Raw genomic sequence first — 16,814 nt, 5'->3', positions numbered from 1 at the left:
CGGGCGCAGGGTAAGGGTGCTTAGCCTCCGCTGACGAGAGGCGCGCCGAACAGGTCATGTTCGTCCGCATCCTCGATCACCACCTCGATGATGTCGCCTGCCGCCAGAGCCGGATCGACGTCGCGCAGGAAGACATGGCCATCGATTTCCGGTGCATCGGCCTGGCTGCGGCCGGTCGCGCCGACGCTGCCATCCTCGTCCGGCTCGCCGACCTCGTCGATGATGACCGGCATGGTCCGGCCGATCTTCGCGGCGAGCTTCGCGGCGGAGATCTCGGCGCATTTGCGCATGATGCGCTGGTAGCGCTCCTCCTTCACATCCTCGGGCACGGGGTCGGGCAGGGCATTGGCCTGCGCGCCTTCCACCGGCTCGAAGCGGAAAGCGCCGACGCGGTCGAGCTGTGCTTCGTCCAGCCAGTCGAGAAGATACTGGAAGTCCGCTTCCGTCTCGCCGGGGAAGCCGACGACGAAGCTCGAGCGGATCGCGATGTCCGGGCAGATGCTGCGCCATTTCTGCAGCCGCTCCAGCACTTTGGCCTCGTTGGCGGGGCGCTTCATGGCGCGCAGCACATTGGGCGCGGCATGCTGGAAGGGGATGTCGAGATAAGGCGTCAGCAGGCCCTCGGCCATCAGCGGGATGACGGCGTCGACGTGCGGATAGGGATAGACATAATGGAGCCGCACCCAGGGCGCCTGGCCCTCCGCCGTGCGCAGGCCGCCGAGCGCGCGGGCGAGATCGGTCATGTGCGTCCGGATGCTCTCGCCCTTCCACAGGCGTTCCTCGTGCCGCACGTCGACGCCATAGGCCGAGGTGTCCTGGCTGATGACCAGCAGTTCCTTCGTGCCGGCCGAGACAAGCTTTTCCGCTTCGCGCAGCACTGCGTCGATGCGCCGGCTCGCGAGCTTTCCGCGCAGGTCCGGGATGATGCAGAAGGCGCAGCTGTGGTTGCAGCCCTCGCTGATCTTCAGATAGCTGTAGTGGCGCGGCGTGAGCTTGAGGCCGCCTTCCGGCACCAGATCGACGAAGGCGTTGGGCACGGGCGGCGCGGCCTCGTGCACGGCGCTGACCACGGCTTCATATTGATGCGCGCCGGTCACGGCGAGCACATCGGGGAAGCGGGCGCGGATCAGCTCGGCCTCGTTGCCCATGCAGCCGGTGACGATCACGCGGCCGTTCTCGGCAATGGCCTCGCCGATCGCCTCGAGGCTTTCCTCCTTGGCGCTGTCCAGGAAGCCGCAGGTGTTGACCAGCACGACGTCCGCCCCGGCATAGTCGGGGGACAGCGCATAACCATCGCTCCTGAGCTTGGTCAGGATGCGTTCGCTATCGACCAGCGCCTTGGGGCAGCCGAGCGATACCATGCCCACCTTGGGGGCCTCGGGAATCTTCAATGCCATGATTGCGCGCGCATATAGGGATGTCCGGGCCAAAAGGCGAGTCGGCGCGCGGCTTTCATCGGTGAACGGGATGTCGGCGGCCGGCGGGTCGACGATATTGCGGGTGTGGCGGGGGAGGGGCTCAGCCTGTCCCGTCCGGCTCCCCACCCGGTTCCCCACCCGCGCCCTGTATGATCTCGATGATCATGTCGCCCGCCGCCAGGCTCTGCGCTTCCCGCTCCCAGAAACCGATCGGCCGGCCTCCCCGATAGACCCGGACGCCGATGCCGGGGCGGAGGCTGGAGAGCGGCTTGCCGATTTCCCCGGGCTGGACCGCCCGTTCGTTCAGCTTCACGCGTCCCCCGGTCGCGGCGAGATCGGCGATATAATCGGCGACATGCGGCCCTTCCCAGGAGCCCGCGAGCAGCAGGCCCGCGAAACTCACCGGATTGATGACGGTGGTGGCGCCTGCCTGCCGGGCGAGCTGCTCGTTGTCGCTCGCGCGCACCACCACGCTGATGGGCAGATGGGGCGCGAGATGGCGGGCGGTGAGCGTGATGAGGATGGACGTATCGTCCCGGCCGGCGGAAACGATGAGCGTGCGTGCCTGGCTGACGCGCACGTCGTTCAGCGTCTGGTCGCGCGTGGCATCTCCTTTGAGCACATTGCACCCGACCGCTTCTGCCAGGGCGAGAGACTCCTCCTGCCCATCGATCACCACGATGCATTCCGGCTTCATGCCGCGGGCGATCAGCTCGCGGACGGCCTCGGCCCCGCTGGTGCCATAGCCGGCGACCACGATGTGCCCGGTAAGGGACTTCTGGATACGGGACATGCGCCACCTGTGCCAAACGTTGCGGAAGACGAAGTGATAGGCCGTTCCGAGGAAAATGAGCCAGACGAAGATGCGGATCGGCGTGACGAAGAAGGTTTCGAAGAGCCGCGTTGAATCGGTGACCGGAACGATGTCGCCATAGCCGACCGTCGTGACGGTGACGGTGGTGAAATAAAGGACATCGATGAAGCTGATCTGGCCATCGAGATTGTCCTGCAGGCCATCGCGTTCGATCCAGTGGACGATGAGTACGGCCGACACCAGCGCGAAGATCAGCCCGACGCGCCATGCCAGGTCCGCCCACATGGGCAAAGCGGAGCGGCGTCTCAGAAAGGCCGGCACCGGGGCCCGCGGATCATCGCGACGCAGCATCGAGCGTGCTTCTGCCAGCACGCGGCCCGGCGGGCAAGCCGCGTCGGACGTGCCTGCCGTTTGTGAGTATGTCTGCAGTGGCCCCGGTTGCGAAAAAGCGTCGATGCTGCTCCGGCGGCCACGGGCGGGGCCGGAAAAGAGAAAGGGGCCGCCGGCCTGTGCGCCGGCGACCCCCTTTCCCTGTTCTCTCAATGCTTAGGCGAAGTTCACCGAAACATTGGCCTTGCGACGACGGAGCATCGCGCCGGCGGCGCCCAGGCCACCGATCATCATCGCCCAGGTGGCGGGCTCGGGGATCGGCGCGACCGGGCCGCCGACTTCGTCATAGCCGATGGTCAGCGTGCCGGAGACATAGAAGCCGTCCCAGTCATTCGGGAAGTCGACGAAGGTCTCGAAGAACTCGATGTACAGCAGGCCATCGGCGCCCACTGCGAAGTCGAGGCCCAGATCGGGCAGATAGCCGCTGCCGGCATACACGCCGAGGCCGGAGAAATCGTCGCCGACGGCGGGCGTCAGGATGACGGAGCTCAGTCCGAGCGAGTCACCGAAATAGATGGCCATCTCGCTCAGCCAGGACGGCGAGTCGGCATACATCTCCAGGTCCCAGGCGATTGACGTGACGACCGAACCGGCGCCGATGTCGAAGAAGCCGAAGACGTTGTCCGGATCGCCCAGACCGTCGATGCTGTCCACATCGGTCACGTCGAGGATGAGGGTTCCGGCGCTTGCCGGAGCGGCGACCAGGGCGGCCGCCGTAAGCGCAGTCGCGGCCGCGAGGGCCTTGAGCGTCGTTTTCATTGATATCTCCCACTTGTGTGCGGCCCTCGGTCAGGCAAGCCGCATGGGGTATGATTGCGCAACTGCGGGAGCGTGTCAAATGTGGTTAATCGAAAATTAACCTTCTCCGCGCGTCGGAAAAGGGATGGGAATGTCCCTGAAAAGCTGGTTTCCCGCGGGAAGGCCGGGCCGTCTTTCCATGTCCGGGCGTGCCGCAACGGGACAGCCGGCCCCTCCGGCACCTCCGTTTTTTTGCATCCGCGAATGATGGCGCACTCCCAGGCGAGCCGGAGGGGCCGGCGCGGGGCGGCCGGTTCAGGGCGTCAGGCCTTCGCGCAGCGCGGCCAGCGAAGCGTCATGCGTCAGATCGAAATGCAGCGGCGTCACCGAGATATAGCCTTCCGCCACTGCCGCCAGATCGCTGTCCTCGGGCGCCGAATCGCTGTGATCGAGGCCGAACCAGAAATAATCATAGCCGCGCGGATCGGTGCCGCGCACGATGCGGGTGCGGTCGACCTGGTGGAAGCCCTGTCGCGCGACCTTGATTCCCCTGATCGCATCCGCCGGCAGCGCGGGGAAATTGACGTTGACGAGCGTTCTCGCCCGGCCCGGATGGGCAAGCAGCGCGCGCACGACGCGCTCGCCCCAGGCTTCGGCTGCCTCGAAGGGAATGGCATCGCCCAGCCCCTCGCGCGAATAGACCTGGCTGAGCGCGATCGAGCGCACGCCCGAGATGGCGCCTTCCATGGCGGCGGAAACCGTCCCGGAATATGTGACGTCCTCGCCCAGATTGGCGCCGCGATTGACGCCGGAGAGCACCAGGTCCGGCCTTTGGTCCTTCATCAGATGGCCGATTGCCATCATCACTGCGTCGGTCGGCGTGCCCGAGACGCTGTAATGCTTCTCGCCATGCTTGCGCACGCGCAGCGGCCGGGAGAGCGTCAGGCTGTGCCCGGCGCCGGACTGCTCCTCCATCGGGGCGACGATCCAGATGTCGTCGGAGAGCGTGCGGGCAATGCGCTCGAGCACTTCGAGCCCCGGCGCGTGAACGCCATCGTCATTGGTGAGGAGAATGCGCATCAGGCCGGCCTGAGCATGTCGATGCCGCCCATATAGGGCTGCAGAACCGGGGGGATGCTCACGCTGCCATCGGCATTCTGGTAATTCTCCAGCACCGCGACGAGGGTGCGGCCCACGGCAAGGCCCGAGCCGTTGAGCGTGTGGACGAAGCGGGTGCCTTTCTCGCCCTCCGGCCGGTAGCGGCTGTTCATCCGCCGGGCCTGGAAGTCGGCACAGGTCGAGACCGAGCTGATCTCGCGATAAGTGTTCTGGCTCGGCAGCCAGACTTCCAGGTCAAAGGTCTTCGCGGCGGCAAAACCCATGTCGCCGGTGCACAGCAGCATGCGCCGATAGGGCAGGTTGAGCGCCTGCAGGATGCCCTCGGCGGCAGCGACCATATGCGCATGTTCCTGCGCGGCCTGCTCGGGCGTGCAGATGGCGACCAGCTCGACCTTCTCGAACTGGTGCTGGCGAATGAAGCCGCGCGTATCGCGCCCGGCCGAGCCCGCCTCGGAGCGGAAGCAGGGCGTGAGCGCCGTGAAGCGCAGCGGCAGCTCGGCTTCCTGCAGGATCTGCTCGCGCACGAGATTGGTGAGGCTCACTTCCGCGGTGGGGATCAGCCAGCGCCCGTCCGTGGTCTGGAACAGGTCCTCCGCGAATTTCGGAAGCTGGCCGGTGCCGAACAGCGCTTCGCTGCGCACCAGCAGCGGCGGATTGACCTCGGTATAGCCATTCGCGCCGCTCTGCCTGTCCAGCATGAACTGGGCGAGGGCGCGATGGAGGCGGGCCATCGGTCCGCGCAGCGCCGCGAAGCGCGCGCCGGACATGGCCGCGGCGCCCTCGAAATCCAGTCCCAGCGCAGGGCCGAAATCGGCATGGTCGCGCGGCTCGAAATCGAAGCTGCGCGGCGTGCCCCAACGATGTTCCTCGCGATTGTCCGTTTCGTCGGCGCCATCGGGCACATCGGCGGCCGGCAGGTTGGGGATGGCGGCGAGGCGAGTCTGCACCGCTTCGGCCAGCGCCTTTTCCTCGGCTTCCAGCTCCGGCAGGCGGCTCTTGAGCTCGGCCACTTCGGCTTTCAGCGCCTCGGCCGTGGCGGTATCGCCCTTGCCCATCGCCGCGCCGATCGCCTTGCTCGCCTCGTTGCGGCGCGCGAGTCCCTCCTGCAGCGCGGTGGAAACGGCGCGCCAGCGCGCGTCCTCCACGGCGATGAGCGTGCCCAGCGGCTCCAGGCCGCGCCGGGCGAGACCGGCGTCGAAAGCGGGCGGATTCTCGCGAATGATCCTGATGTCGTGCATGGCGGCCCGCCTATGCCCCGCCGGCCGGGCGCGATCAAGGGCGGAAGGGCCGCCCTTCGCTGGCTATGGCGGGCCGGATCGCTCGCGGCCGGGCCCGGTCAGGCGGCGCGGTCTTCCCCGTCGCTGTCCTGTTCCTCGTCGTTCCGCCGGCGAAGCACCCATTGCCGCCCCGCGAACAGGGCCGCGGCCGCGCCTCCGAAGAGAAGCGCCATCGGCGGCGCCGGCACGTCGGTGCCACCGCTCGATGACGAGGAACTGCTCGAAGACGAGGAGGAGCTCGAAGAGGAACTGCTCGATGACGAAGACCCGCTCGATCCTGACGAGCCGCTGGACCCGGACGATCCGCTCGATCCAGACGAGCCGCTGGAGGAACTGGACGACGAACTGCTGGACGATGAGCTGGAAGACCCGCTCGACGATCCCGAAGAGCCTGACGACCCCGAAGACCCGGACGAGCCCGAGGACCCCGACGATCCGGAAGAGCCCGAGGATCCGGACGATCCGGACGATCCCTTGCCGCCCGAAGAGCTGCTCGAGGAGGAGCTGGACGAGGAACTGCTCGAGGAGGACGAACTGCTCGACGAAGACGAGGTCGAGGAGCCGCCGGTCGAGGTGGATGTAGAGACACCGCTGGATGTCGAAACGCCCCCGGTGGATGTGGAAACGCCACCGGTCGAGGTCGAGACGCCGCCGGTCGACGTGCTCACCCCGCCCGAGGTCGAGCTGGAGGTCGTGCTGACGCCGCCCGTGGATGTGGAGACGCCGCCCGTCGAGCTGCTGGTGGACCCGCCGCTCGTGGAGGTCGAGCCGCCGCTGGTCGAGGTCGAGCCGCCGGTGGTGGTTGAGGAAATGACGACCGTGCCTCCTCCGCTGCCACCGCCGCCGAAGAAGCCACCGAAGAAACCGCCGCCAAAGCCCCCGCCGAAACCGCCGCTGCCGCCCAGGACCACGCCGCCGGACGTGCCGCCGCCCATGCTCGGCATCTCGCTTGCCAGCGGACGCGCGATGGGGACGGGCGGCGCCTGAGTCTGGACCGTGATGACGGTGGGCGCCGGCCTGGGCTTCGGGGTGCGGACGGCCTTGCGGGCCTTCACCATCTGGCGCGGCGGCGCCTTGACCAGCGGAGAAGCACCTTTCCGCTTGGTCTGAGTGGTCACCGCCGGACGCGCCGTTTCAGCGAGCTGAAGCGCGCCGCCACCGACGATCGCTCCGCCGCATGCGCAAGCGCACAATTTTGCCAAGGCCATTCTTACAGACATGTTCAGCCACTCTTCCGAACTGTGCTCGCGGTTGACGTTTCCGGCAGCGGGCAATTCAATTGCCTACAACGCAAAATAAAACCTTAACTTCAATCCAATTAACTTCGTTTTGATGTCCGTTAATACTGATTCATCGCCGATATTCGTAAGAGATATGGTTAATGTTCCAATCGGGCACAGAATGATTTCAAGTAATGACTTGGAGTGGGGAAGTGAATTATGGCGAACCCGAAATTGCGGGTGTTCAGCGGCGGTTCAAGGGTTCGGAAAGATAGCTTGTTTCGTCCCTGAGGGCGCTTTATAGGCCCGCGCCAGAGCCGCCCGAGACAGGGTACAGGAAGATCGCGGAGTAGTTGATGGCTTCCCTTGCAGGTTCGTCGGAAAAGGATATCTCCGGTGCCGGTGGCTCTGGTATCGATCTGCCGGAAGGCTATCGTCCTTCAGCGGACGAGGAGTTCATGGGGCCGCGGCAGCAGGAATATTTCCGGCGTCGGCTGCTCGAATGGAAGAAGCAGATCCTGGCGGAAGCGGAAGGCACCCTGGCGGTGCTGCAGAGCGAGCCGCTGCGCGAACCCGACCTTAACGATCGCGCATCGAGCGAGACTGACTGGTCCATCGAGCTGCGCACGCGTGATCGGCAGCGCAAGCTCATCTCCAAGATCGATGCTGCCCTGCGCCGGATCGACGAAGGCGAATATGGCTATTGCGAAGTGACGGGTGAGCCGATCTCGCTGGGCCGGCTCGAAGCGCGGCCGATCGCCACCATGACGGTGGAAGCGCAGGAGCGGCACGAGCGGCAGGAAAAAGTCTCTCGCGACGACTGAAACGCGCCGCTTTTAAATCTTTCTATACCATGGCCATGGCAAATCGGGCCCCATGGCAGAATCAGACCCCACGCCGATCCTGCACAGCGATGCGCCTGACAAGGCGTCCAAGCGCGGCGCGAAGCGGGACAGTCTGTTCCTGCTGACCACGCTGCTGGACGAAGCAGGGCAGCCGCTCGGCAAGGCGCGCGTCCGCAATCTTTCCGAAACCGGTCTCATGGCCGATTGCGACTCGCATCTGCGGGATGGTGACCGGCTGGTCGTCAGGCTGCGCGGTGTCGGCGATGTTGCGGGGCGCGTGACATGGGTGCGCGGCGACCGCATCGGCATGGCCTTCGACGGATCGATCGATCCCCGGGCCGCCCGCAAACCCGTCGGTGCCCGTTCGGCCGAGAGCGGGCCGCCCTTTCTTCGCAAGCTGGTGCGCAAGGCGACCCCGACGCCCTGAAAGGCGGCGTGTCCGGCACGGATGCCGGTTCTCTGAGCATGACGGTCCCTGAAAACGAAAATGCGGAGGAGAGCTGCCATCCGGGCGCTCGATCCTCCGCTTTGTCACGCGACGCGTGCCGGTCTTACCGGCGGCTCCTCTCCGAACAATCTTTTTGAAGCGCGCGAGACGGGTCTTGCTAGTGCAATTTTGCGCAAAAAAAAAGGGCCAGCCTCGAAGAGGCCGGCCCATGAGTCTTAGGAGAGGATGCCTGAAAGGCCTGTTCTAGTTACCACAACCTCAATTTGCTGCAAGTGCGAAAATGATATTTTGCCGTGCAAAATTTCTAACTGGCTCGTAACATGCTGATTAATATAATTAAAAATATAGTCCGAGGTCCTGCGATTCGTATACGGAATATCCTTGGCCGTTTCTCTCGCTTCCGCGAAGAGGGGGCGGGTGTGTTCCAGACAGCGCAGTTCCGAAACGAAATTCGGCGATATGTGGTTGATTTGCGTTGGAACGGACGACGGATGACGTAGCGTCAAGCTGTCCTTGCCGGTCCTTGTAACGCGAGGAGGCGCCCGGTGTCGCAGTCCAGGCGAATCGCGCGCCGGATGATTCGGCGAAGCGCGTCAGGGCGTGGAGAACGTGTCGCACCGCGCCGGATCGCCCGTTTCCAGTCCGCGCCGGAGCCATTCCATGCGCTGCGCGCTGGAGCCGTGCGTAAAGCTGTCCGGCATCGGGCGCTGGCCCGCCTGGCGCTGGAGCGTATCGTCGCCGATCGCCTCGGCCGCGCGCATGCCTTCTTCCATGTCGCCCGGCTCCATGAGGCCAGTCCTGCGACCCCAGACGCCGGCATAGCAATCGGCCTGCAGCTCGACCTTCACTTGCAGGGCATTGGCCTCCGTGGCGTTCAGGCGCCGCTGCGCCTGGTTCACTTCCCCCAGGGTTCCTTCCAGATTCTGGATATGATGGCCCACTTCATGCGCGATCACATAGGCTTGCGCGAAATCGCCCGGCGCCCCGAAGCGCTGTTGCAGTTCGCGGAAGAAATCGGTGTCCAGATAGATCTTCCGGTCGAGCGGGCAGTAGAAGGGTCCCATGGCCGATTGCGCCGCGCCGCAGCCCGACTGGCCGCTCTGCGAATAGAAGGAGAGAACGGCCGGTGTGTAGCGCTGGCCCTGCTCCCGGAAGATTTCGTCCCAGACGCGCTCGGTGGTGCCCAGCACTTTCAGGGAGAAGCTCTGCACCTGGGTGAGGCTGCCGCGCTCCCCGGCCGCGCCGCGCTCGACCTGGGTGCCGGGCCCTGCGGACTCGGTGAGCCCGCCGCCATAATTGAGCAGCGCGACCACGCCCATCGCGATCACGATGCCGCCCAGGCCGAATCGGCTTCCGATGAGCGGAATCAGCATGGAGAGCATGCCGCCGCCGCCGCCAAAGCCGCCACCACCGCCGCCCCGCTGGATCTCGTAATTGCGGCTTTCCTGCTGGTCATCGAGGCGCATCGGCCCGTCCTTCCGCTCTGTGTTTCGTCCCGAGCCTAGCTGCTTGAAAGGCGGTTGGAAAGCAGCGCGCGGGAACGCCAGACATCCCACATTCAGGTCGCCTCGTCCCTTGATATGATGGCGACAGGAGCGAAACTGCGATATTGCACTGCACCATGGACATGCCCAAGAAACCCCGTCGCTCCGGCCATGCCCCCGTACCGCTGCCGGAGCAGGTAGCCCTCGTCCTTCAGGGCGGCGGCGCACTCGGCTCTTATCAGGCAGGCGTCGTCGAGCGGCTGGCGGAGCTGGAGATCGGCATCGACTGGGTGGCCGGTATCTCGATCGGCGCGGTGAATGCCGCGATCATTGCCGGTAACGCCCCGGAGCATCGCAGCGAGCGGCTGAACGCTTTCTGGGAGCTGGTGAGCGGCGGCCTGCCCAATTTCTGCCTTCCCGACCAGCATGACATTCGCGAGGCCGCGCATCTCGCAGCGGCCGGTGCGGTCGCGCTGTGGGGCATACCGGGCTTCTTCCGGCCCAACATCCTGCCGCCCTGGTGGGCGCCCGCCGGCTCGCCGGAAGCGCTCGGCTTCTACGATACCACGCCGCTGCGCGAGACGCTGGACCGGTTCGTCGACTGGGATCGACTGAATCACGGGCCCATGCGCTTCTCGATCGGCGCCGTGGATATCGAAAGCGGCAATTTCTATTATTTCGACAATGAGGATCCCCGGTGGCGGGGGCGCATCGACGCGCGGCACGTCATGGCTTCGGGCGCCTTGCCGCCGGGCCTGCCGCCGGTGGAGATTGACGGCCGGCATTATTGGGACGGGGGCCTCGTCTCGAACACGCCGCTTTCCCATGTGCTGGAGCATCAGACCGGCGACCTGCTCATCTTCCAGATCGATCTCTTTCCGGCCACCGGCTCGCTGCCTCAGGAAATGACCGACGTATGGTCGCGCCAGAAGGATATCCAATATTCCAGCCGCACGCGGCAAGTGACGGATGCCTATCTGCGCCAGCGCCACGAGCATGAGATGATCCGCGCCTTGCTGGACGTGCTGCCGGCGGACCTTGCCGGGACGCCGCAGGCGCAGGCCCTTGCCGCCGTCGTCGAGGAAGGCGCGGTCAATATCGTCCATCTCATCTACCGTTCCCGCGCCTGGGAGCGCGGCGCGCGCGACTTCGAATTCTCGCGCCGCACGATGATCGACCACTGGACTCAGGGACGCGAAGCCGTATCCGCCGTGATAGAGCGCGGCAATCAGTTGATCGCGCAGAACATCATCAGCGGAAAGAGCGCGACGTTCGATCTCGAACCAAGTGGCATCAAGGAGAAGCAGGCATGACTCTGAAAGGCAGGACGGCGCTGGTAACGGGATCCACGTCGGGAATCGGGCTTGCTTATGCCAAGGCTTTCGCGGCGCAAGGTGCCAATCTCGTCATCAATGGCTTCGGCGATGCCGGGGCCATCGAGCAGGAGCGGCTGGCGCTGGAAGCCGCGAGCGGCGGCAAGGCCATCTATTCCGCGCATGACCTCACCCGCGCGGACGAGATCGAGGCGATGATGGCGCAGGCGGCCGAGGCCTTCGGGGGCGTGGACATCCTCGTCAACAATGCGGGCACGCAGCATGTCGCGCCGGTGGAGTCCTTTCCGGTCGACAAGTGGAACCTTATCATCGCGCTCAACCTGACCTCGGCCTTCCACACGACCCGGCTGGCGGTGCCTTACATGAAGGAGAAGAAGTGGGGCCGGATCATCCAGACCGCGTCCGCGCATTCCCTCGTCGCCTCGCCGTTCAAGTCCGCCTATGTCACGGCCAAGCACGGGCTTGCCGGCTTCACCAAGACGATCGCGCTCGAACTGGCGACCTTCGGCGTCACGGCCAATTGCATCTCGCCGGGCTATGTGTGGACACCGCTCGTCGAGAACCAGATTCCCGACACCATGAAGGCGCGGAACATGACGCGCGAGCAGGTCATCAACGACGTGCTGCTGGCCGGCCAGCCGACCAAGCAGTTCGTGACCGCCGAGCAGGTCGCGGAAATCGCGCTGTTCCTGTGCTCAGATGCCGCCAGCAACATCACCGGCACCAATATCAGCGTGGATGGAGGGTGGACCGCCGGCTGACCGGCTGATCCGCCGGAAACGCCTTGGCCCCTCCCTGTGGGAGGGAGGGGCCCGAGCGGGACTGTGGGAGTCACTCTGAGCACGGTGGGAGGCGCGCTCATTCTCTTCAGCGCCGTGGGAGAAGCGCTGAAATGGGGTATAGCCCGTCTTTGTCGCGGGACTTTGTCGCCGGGCGCGAAACTTGTCGCAAATTGTCGCAAGGTGGGCAGGAGGCAAAACGCGATGGTCGCCGCTCTGGGGCGTGGACAAGTTGGTGGACATTGAGGGGCCAGAAGCGGGCTTTCAGCCTTTTCCGTTCGTCCTCCCGGACTTGATCCGGGATCCCGCTTCCTCCGGTTTCGAACCGGATGGACCTGCAAGATCCAAGGCAACGGGATCCCGGATCAAGTCCGGGAGGACGCCATCAATGACGATATGGTGCGGCACCATGGCCTCGGAATTCGTCCACACCGCCCGGCATCTTCAACAAGAATTCCCCGGTGGGCCGCTCATCGAGCGTCCGGCAAGTGTCGGCCGTCCGCCTCACACGCGAGCGCTGGCCATGCAGGCTCAACGCGATGCCAGGGCATGAGCGGCCGCGAGCAGCCGGATCATGCCCTGTCCTGAAATGCCTGCGGCCTGTCAGGCGGCCGGCGCCTTCTCGCCCTTGAGACGCGCGGTCTCGGCGGCGGTCGACTTGGGGCCGGTGTTGCGCGTCGCGAGGCCGCCCACGGCGCCGCCCTTGATGAACGGCTCTGGATCGCCCTCGCGCAATTGCAGGCCGAAGATGGGTGAGAGGCCGGGATGCCGGCCCAGCCCGCCATAGAGATCGAAGCCGCGCTCGATCCAGTCGCGCAGCGGGTCGTCATCGGTCAGCACCGGCGTGTCGGCGACCGAGGCGGTGAACAGGAACACGGCGAGCAGGCGGAAATCCGCATAATTGGGCGTGTCGCCACCCAGCCACTTGTTCTCCGCCAGCACATTGCGCAGCAGCTGCAGCGTCGGCGGCACCTTGGGGATGCGGTCCTCGCGGCCCACGATGATGTCCTCGATCTTGCGACCGAACATGCGCTCGCGCGAGGTCGTGACATAGTCATGGTCCTGCGGCAGCGAGCGGTCGCGATACTGCTTGATGAAGCAGGTCATCCATGGGCTGATGGCGGCGCCCCACAGCCAGGCTTCCATGCCCTGCGTGAGGGCCTTGACGCTGGCGTGCGGGATCAGCGTCGGCCGGTCGGGATAGGTCTCGTCGAGATATTCGGCGATCAGCCAGCTATCGAGCACCCATTTCCCGTCATCGACGATCGCCGGGAGGCGCTCGGTCACACCGCCGGTCCGCTCGGGAATGCCGGAAAAGCCGCCGGGCACGATGTCCAGCTCGAAGCCCTTGTGCGCGATGGCATATTTGGTCGCCCATACGAATGGGCTGATCGTCGCACCGCTCGCCAGCGCCAGATCGTAGATGGTGATCTTGTTGTCTTTTGCCATTTTCGAGACTCTCCCTCCTTAGGCTTCGTCCCCGAGGCATAAGCGCAACCGGCGGTCAGTGCTAGTTGATTTTGGCCATTCGTTCCTGGATCGTTGATAATGTCTGGAAATAGGACTGGCGTTCAGAGGCTGGCGATCAGTGCCCGGGTGGCCTCGGCGACGTCCAGCCGGGCCCCGCCCTCGACGAGCCAGCACTGGCCACCTTCCCAAGGTTTCCCGTCGAGGGTGCCGCTGCCCGAGAGCGGAATGAACCAGCACGGCCCATCGCCGCCGATGTCGCGCGCGCCGGGCTGGAGCGTCTCGAGCGCGAGCCGGAACGGCGCTTCGTCGCGCTCCAGCAGACTGGCCTGCGCCATGGTCTCGATGTTCACGGGCGCGCGGGCATAGGGTTCGGCCACGCTGACCGCGACACCGTCCTCCAGATGCAGCTCGCGCGGGCGGCCATAATCATAGAGGCGGTACGTGACGTCCACATTCTGCTGGACCTCGACCAGCGTCACGCCGGCGCCGATGGCGTGGACTGTGCCCGCCGGAATATAGAAGAAGTCGCCCGGCTTCACCGACTTCCAGTCCATCAGCTGCTCGATCCGCCCGTCGAGCGAGGCAGCGCGCAGCGTTTCGTCGTCGAGCTTCATGCGCGTGCCCATGCCGAGCGTCGCGTCCGGCTCGGCATCGAGGATCAGCCAACATTCGCTCTTGCCGCCCGCCAGACCCCGCGCGCGCCCCTGCGCGTCATCGGGATGCACCTGCACGGAAAGCTTCTCGCTGGTGAAGATATATTTGACGAGCAGGGGCGGGTGGCGCCCCTCCGGCCCGTCGAACCACACCTCGCCGATGCGACGCCCGCCGCCATCGGGGAAGATGGCCGGCAGCGTGGTCCGGCCCCAGGGCTTCTCGACATATTTGGTCGTCAGCTCGACAGCGCTCATGGCTCGTCGTCCTTCATGATCGTGCGCTGCCCGCCAATCCATACTTCGACGATCCGTGTGGCGGGCAGGTCGCGCGGTGCCGCCAGTTCGACATCGCGGTCGAGGATAACAAAGTCAGCCCGCTGGCCCGGTGCGAGATTGCCGAAACGCTGCTCGGCGAAGCCGGCATAGGCCGCGCCCCAGCCATAAGCGCGCAGGGCCTGCGCGAACGAGAGGCGCTGCTCGGGCATCCATCCGCCCAGCGGCTGGCCGTTGCCATCGACGCGAGTGAGCGCGGCGCGCAGCCCCATGAACGGATCGGCCGGCTCGACCGGCACGTCCGAGCCGAAGGCGAGCGGCACCTTGTTGTCCAGCATGGCTTTCCAGGCATAGGCGCCGCCGAGCCTCTCCTGCCCCATGCGCGCGATGGCCATCGACCAGTCGGACGTGGCGTGCTGCGGCTGCATGGACGCGATGGCGCCATGCTGCGCGAAGCGGGGCAGGTCGGCGGGGTCGACGATCTGGGCATGTTCGATGCGCCAGCGCCGGTCGCCCTTGTACGTGAAGCTGAGCTCGTCGATCGCGTCGAGCAGCTCGGCATTGGCCTTGTCGCCGATGGCGTGGACTGCGAGCTGGAAGCCGTCCATCGCGGCGCGACTCATCTGGTTGCGAAGCTGCGTCGATGTCAGCATCGGCAGGCCGCTTTCCCGGGGCGCATCGGCATAAGGCGCCTTGAGCGCCGCGCCACGCGAGCCGAGCGCGCCATCGATCATCAGCTTGACGCCGCCCAGCCGCAGCCGATCGTCATAGAGCCAGGGCGTGGGGCCGGGGCCGGCGATCAGCGTCGCCTGATCCATGCCGCGCGCATAGCCCATGATGCGGATGCGCAGCGCGCCCCAGTCGCCTGCCCGGCGGTAGGCCTGCCAGGCCTCTATGGTGGTGCCCATGTCGGCGATGGCGGTCACGCCGCGCGCGAGCAGCGCGTCCTGCGCCTTGATCAGCGCCGCGTCATAATCCTTGGGCTGCGGCGTCGGGACCACGGCCTGCATCAGCGCCATGGCCTTGTCGACCAGCACGCCGCCCGGCTTGCCGCCCGCCATCTCGATCCGCCCGCCGGCCGGGGCCTTCGTCGTGGCGGTGATCTTCGCGGCGGCGAGTGCGGCCGTGTTGGCCCAGCCGGCGTGGCCGTCCACGCGCTCCAGCCAGATCGGCCGGCCTTCCGCCAGTCCGTCCAGATCGGCAGCGGTGGGGAAACGGCCGAGGCCCCAGACTTCCTGGTTCCAGCCAAAGCCCAGGATCCACGGGCGCGAGGGATTCTCGGCGGCGAAGGCAGCGATCTTCGCTTTCGCCTCCTCCAGCGACTTGGTGTCGCTGAGGTCGAGGTTGAGGCGCGTGAAGCCGAGATCCATGACGTGGCCATGCGCATCGATCATGCCCGGGATGAGCGTGCGCCCCTTGCCGTCATAGCGGAAGTCCGGCCGCTCGGGGCGCTTCTCGCCGCGCGCCAGCCGCTTCTCCACGCGGCCCTCGCCGTCGATCAGGAGGCCGGTGAAATGGACGAGGTCGCCCGTCTCGTCGACGGTGATGCCGTTCACATTGTCGATGAGGCCGCTCGCCTGAAGCGTGACGGGGGTACAGGCGGCGAGCAAGGCGGCAATCAGGGGCCGGACGCGGAACGGGATCATGGCTTGCGCAGGCGCCTCACCAATGCGCTCGTATCCTGCCGTCCTCCACCCATCGCTACCACTTCCGCATAATATTGATCCACCAGCGCCGTCACCGGCAGCGTCGCGCCGATGGCCTTCGCCTCGTCCAGCGCGAGGCCGAGATCCTTGCGCATCCATTCGATCGCGAAGCCGAAGTCGAACCGGTCCTCGGCCATGCTCTGCCAGCGATTGTCCAGCTGCCAGCTCTGCGCCGCGCCGCCGGAGATCGCTTCGTGCACCCGGGCAAGATCGAGCTTGGATGCCTGAGCGAAGCGCAGCGCTTCGGAGATGCCCTCCAGAACGCCGGCGATGCAGATCTGGTTGACCATCTTGGTGGTCTGCCCGGCGCCCGCCTCGCCGCAATGCACGACGCGCGCGGCATAGCTCTGCATGACGATCCGCGCGGCTTCCACCGCCGGCGCGCTGCCGCCGCACATCACGGAGAGCGTGCCCGCCTCCGCGCCGGACTGGCCGCCCGAGACCGGCGCGTCGACGAAGTGCAGGCCGCGACTGTCCGCTTCCAGCGCGAGTTGCCGCGCGATCCGGGCGGAGACGGTCGTGTGGTCGACATAGAGGCCGCCCGAGCGCAGCGTGCGGAACGCGCCGTCGCGCCCGATGGTCACGGCGGCGAGATCGTCGTCCGTGCCCACGCAGCTGATCACGATGTCGGCCTCTTCCGCCGCCTGCGCCGGGCTGATCGCCGCGATGCCGCCATAACGGTCCACCCATGCCTGGGTCTTGCCCATCGATCGATTGAATACGGAGAGTTCGTGTCCCGCTCTGGCAAGATGCCCTGCCATCGGCGCGCCCATCACCCCCAGCCCGATAAACGCGATTTTTGCCATAAGGCGGGCATAGAGCCTGTTTTCAGGAAGCGCCAGATGG

Annotated in this window: 15 protein-coding genes; 5 read left to right on the top strand and 10 right to left on the bottom strand. The window is 66.0% G+C overall.

Annotated elements, in window-relative coordinates; translation table 11 throughout:
- Nucleotides 1-20: 20 nt before the first annotated feature.
- The 5 genes from rimO to serS form a co-directional block, all read right to left on the bottom strand.
- On the bottom strand, nt 21-1,397 hold the full coding sequence (gene rimO, locus HNP60_RS15915) for a 30S ribosomal protein S12 methylthiotransferase RimO (protein ID WP_184155689.1): 1,377 nt from the start codon (nt 1,395-1,397) through the stop codon (nt 21-23).
- A gap of 121 nt (nt 1,398-1,518) precedes the next feature.
- Nucleotides 1,519-2,583 (bottom strand): potassium channel family protein, encoded by a 1,065-nt coding sequence (locus HNP60_RS15910; RefSeq protein WP_014077596.1) that lies wholly within the window; start codon nt 2,581-2,583, stop codon nt 1,519-1,521.
- 195 nt (nt 2,584-2,778) lie between these two features.
- Entirely contained in the window at nt 2,779-3,381 is a 603-nt protein-coding gene (locus HNP60_RS15905) for a PEPxxWA-CTERM sorting domain-containing protein (protein ID WP_260394953.1), read from the bottom strand.
- Between the two features lie 294 nt (nt 3,382-3,675).
- Nucleotides 3,676-4,440, bottom strand: coding sequence for a 5'/3'-nucleotidase SurE (gene surE / locus HNP60_RS15900; protein WP_184155687.1), 765 nt, complete (start codon nt 4,438-4,440; stop codon nt 3,676-3,678).
- On the bottom strand, nt 4,440-5,717 hold the full coding sequence (gene serS, locus HNP60_RS15895) for a serine--tRNA ligase (protein ID WP_184155685.1): 1,278 nt from the start codon (nt 5,715-5,717) through the stop codon (nt 4,440-4,442). The genes surE and serS overlap by 1 nt, the downstream gene beginning before the upstream one ends.
- Before the next feature lie 231 nt (nt 5,718-5,948).
- Here serS and HNP60_RS20075 point away from each other — a divergent pair, with 231 nt between their 5' ends.
- The 3 genes from HNP60_RS20075 (at nt 5,949) to HNP60_RS15880 (ending at nt 8,248) form a co-directional block, all read left to right on the top strand.
- Entirely contained in the window at nt 5,949-6,743 is a 795-nt protein-coding gene (locus HNP60_RS20075; RefSeq protein ID WP_260394952.1) for a hypothetical protein, read from the top strand.
- A 589-nt stretch (nt 6,744-7,332) separates the two neighbouring features.
- Nucleotides 7,333-7,800, top strand: coding sequence for an RNA polymerase-binding protein DksA (dksA, locus tag HNP60_RS15885; protein ID WP_014077591.1), 468 nt, complete (start codon nt 7,333-7,335; stop codon nt 7,798-7,800).
- A gap of 52 nt (nt 7,801-7,852) precedes the next feature.
- Nucleotides 7,853-8,248 (top strand): PilZ domain-containing protein, encoded by a 396-nt coding sequence (locus HNP60_RS15880; protein WP_184155683.1) that lies wholly within the window; start codon nt 7,853-7,855, stop codon nt 8,246-8,248.
- A gap of 614 nt (nt 8,249-8,862) precedes the next feature.
- Here HNP60_RS15880 and ypfJ read toward each other — a convergent pair.
- Nucleotides 8,863-9,735: a KPN_02809 family neutral zinc metallopeptidase gene (gene ypfJ / locus HNP60_RS15875; RefSeq protein ID WP_184155681.1), complete on the bottom strand. Its 873-nt coding sequence runs from the start codon at nt 9,733-9,735 to the stop codon at nt 8,863-8,865.
- A 155-nt stretch (nt 9,736-9,890) separates the two neighbouring features.
- Between ypfJ and HNP60_RS15870 the strand changes: the two genes are divergently transcribed.
- A complete protein-coding gene (locus tag HNP60_RS15870) occupies nt 9,891-11,066 on the top strand; it encodes a patatin-like phospholipase family protein (protein WP_184155679.1) in 1,176 nt (391 codons plus the stop codon).
- On the top strand, nt 11,063-11,848 hold the full coding sequence (locus HNP60_RS15865) for a 3-hydroxybutyrate dehydrogenase (RefSeq protein WP_184155677.1): 786 nt from the start codon (nt 11,063-11,065) through the stop codon (nt 11,846-11,848). The genes HNP60_RS15870 and HNP60_RS15865 overlap by 4 nt, the downstream gene beginning before the upstream one ends.
- A 621-nt stretch (nt 11,849-12,469) precedes the next feature.
- On the opposite strand, the gene HNP60_RS15860 is transcribed toward HNP60_RS15865, so the two are convergent.
- The 4 genes from HNP60_RS15860 to HNP60_RS15845 form a co-directional block, all read right to left on the bottom strand.
- Nucleotides 12,470-13,315 (bottom strand): beta-etherase, encoded by an 846-nt coding sequence (locus HNP60_RS15860; protein ID WP_184155674.1) that lies wholly within the window; start codon nt 13,313-13,315, stop codon nt 12,470-12,472.
- A gap of 122 nt (nt 13,316-13,437) precedes the next feature.
- Nucleotides 13,438-14,244: a class I mannose-6-phosphate isomerase gene (locus tag HNP60_RS15855; protein ID WP_184155671.1), complete on the bottom strand. Its 807-nt coding sequence runs from the start codon at nt 14,242-14,244 to the stop codon at nt 13,438-13,440.
- Nucleotides 14,241-15,908 carry an amidohydrolase gene (locus HNP60_RS15850; protein ID WP_184155668.1) on the bottom strand — a complete coding sequence of 556 codons (1,668 nt, stop codon included), beginning with the start codon at nt 15,906-15,908 and terminating at the stop codon, nt 14,241-14,243. Before HNP60_RS15850 ends, HNP60_RS15855 begins: the two co-directional genes overlap by 4 nt.
- Nucleotides 15,905-16,774 (bottom strand): NAD(P)-dependent oxidoreductase, encoded by an 870-nt coding sequence (locus HNP60_RS15845; RefSeq protein ID WP_184155665.1) that lies wholly within the window; start codon nt 16,772-16,774, stop codon nt 15,905-15,907. Before HNP60_RS15845 ends, HNP60_RS15850 begins: the two co-directional genes overlap by 4 nt.
- Between the last annotated feature and the right edge of the window lie 40 nt (nt 16,775-16,814).

Origin of the sequence: Sphingobium lignivorans, assembly GCF_014203955.1 — a bacterium.
GTDB lineage: Bacteria > Pseudomonadota > Alphaproteobacteria > Sphingomonadales > Sphingomonadaceae > Sphingobium > Sphingobium lignivorans.
The sequence above is the reverse complement of the archived record's forward strand: the minus strand, read 5'-3'. Positions and strand labels throughout refer to the sequence as shown.

Excerpts from the sequence above, each read along its gene's own strand:
- rimO (WP_184155689.1), bottom strand. The coding sequence starts at position 1,397 with ATGGCATTGAAGATTCCCGAGGCCCCCAAGGTGGGCATGGTATCGCTC.
- HNP60_RS15910 (WP_014077596.1), bottom strand. The coding sequence starts at position 2,583 with ATGCTGCGTCGCGATGATCCGCGGGCCCCGGTGCCGGCCTTTCTGAGA.
- HNP60_RS15905 (WP_260394953.1), bottom strand. The coding sequence starts at position 3,381 with ATGAAAACGACGCTCAAGGCCCTCGCGGCCGCGACTGCGCTTACGGCG.
- surE (WP_184155687.1), bottom strand. The coding sequence starts at position 4,440 with ATGCGCATTCTCCTCACCAATGACGATGGCGTTCACGCGCCGGGGCTC.
- serS (WP_184155685.1), bottom strand. The coding sequence starts at position 5,717 with ATGCACGACATCAGGATCATTCGCGAGAATCCGCCCGCTTTCGACGCC.
- dksA (WP_014077591.1), top strand. The coding sequence starts at position 7,333 with ATGGCTTCCCTTGCAGGTTCGTCGGAAAAGGATATCTCCGGTGCCGGT.
- HNP60_RS15880 (WP_184155683.1), top strand. The coding sequence starts at position 7,853 with ATGGCAGAATCAGACCCCACGCCGATCCTGCACAGCGATGCGCCTGAC.
- ypfJ (WP_184155681.1), bottom strand. The coding sequence starts at position 9,735 with ATGCGCCTCGATGACCAGCAGGAAAGCCGCAATTACGAGATCCAGCGG.
- HNP60_RS15870 (WP_184155679.1), top strand. The coding sequence starts at position 9,891 with ATGGACATGCCCAAGAAACCCCGTCGCTCCGGCCATGCCCCCGTACCG.
- HNP60_RS15865 (WP_184155677.1), top strand. The coding sequence starts at position 11,063 with ATGACTCTGAAAGGCAGGACGGCGCTGGTAACGGGATCCACGTCGGGA.
- HNP60_RS15860 (WP_184155674.1), bottom strand. The coding sequence starts at position 13,315 with ATGGCAAAAGACAACAAGATCACCATCTACGATCTGGCGCTGGCGAGC.
- HNP60_RS15855 (WP_184155671.1), bottom strand. The coding sequence starts at position 14,244 with ATGAGCGCTGTCGAGCTGACGACCAAATATGTCGAGAAGCCCTGGGGC.
- HNP60_RS15850 (WP_184155668.1), bottom strand. The coding sequence starts at position 15,908 with ATGATCCCGTTCCGCGTCCGGCCCCTGATTGCCGCCTTGCTCGCCGCC.
- HNP60_RS15845 (WP_184155665.1), bottom strand. The coding sequence starts at position 16,774 with ATGGCAAAAATCGCGTTTATCGGGCTGGGGGTGATGGGCGCGCCGATG.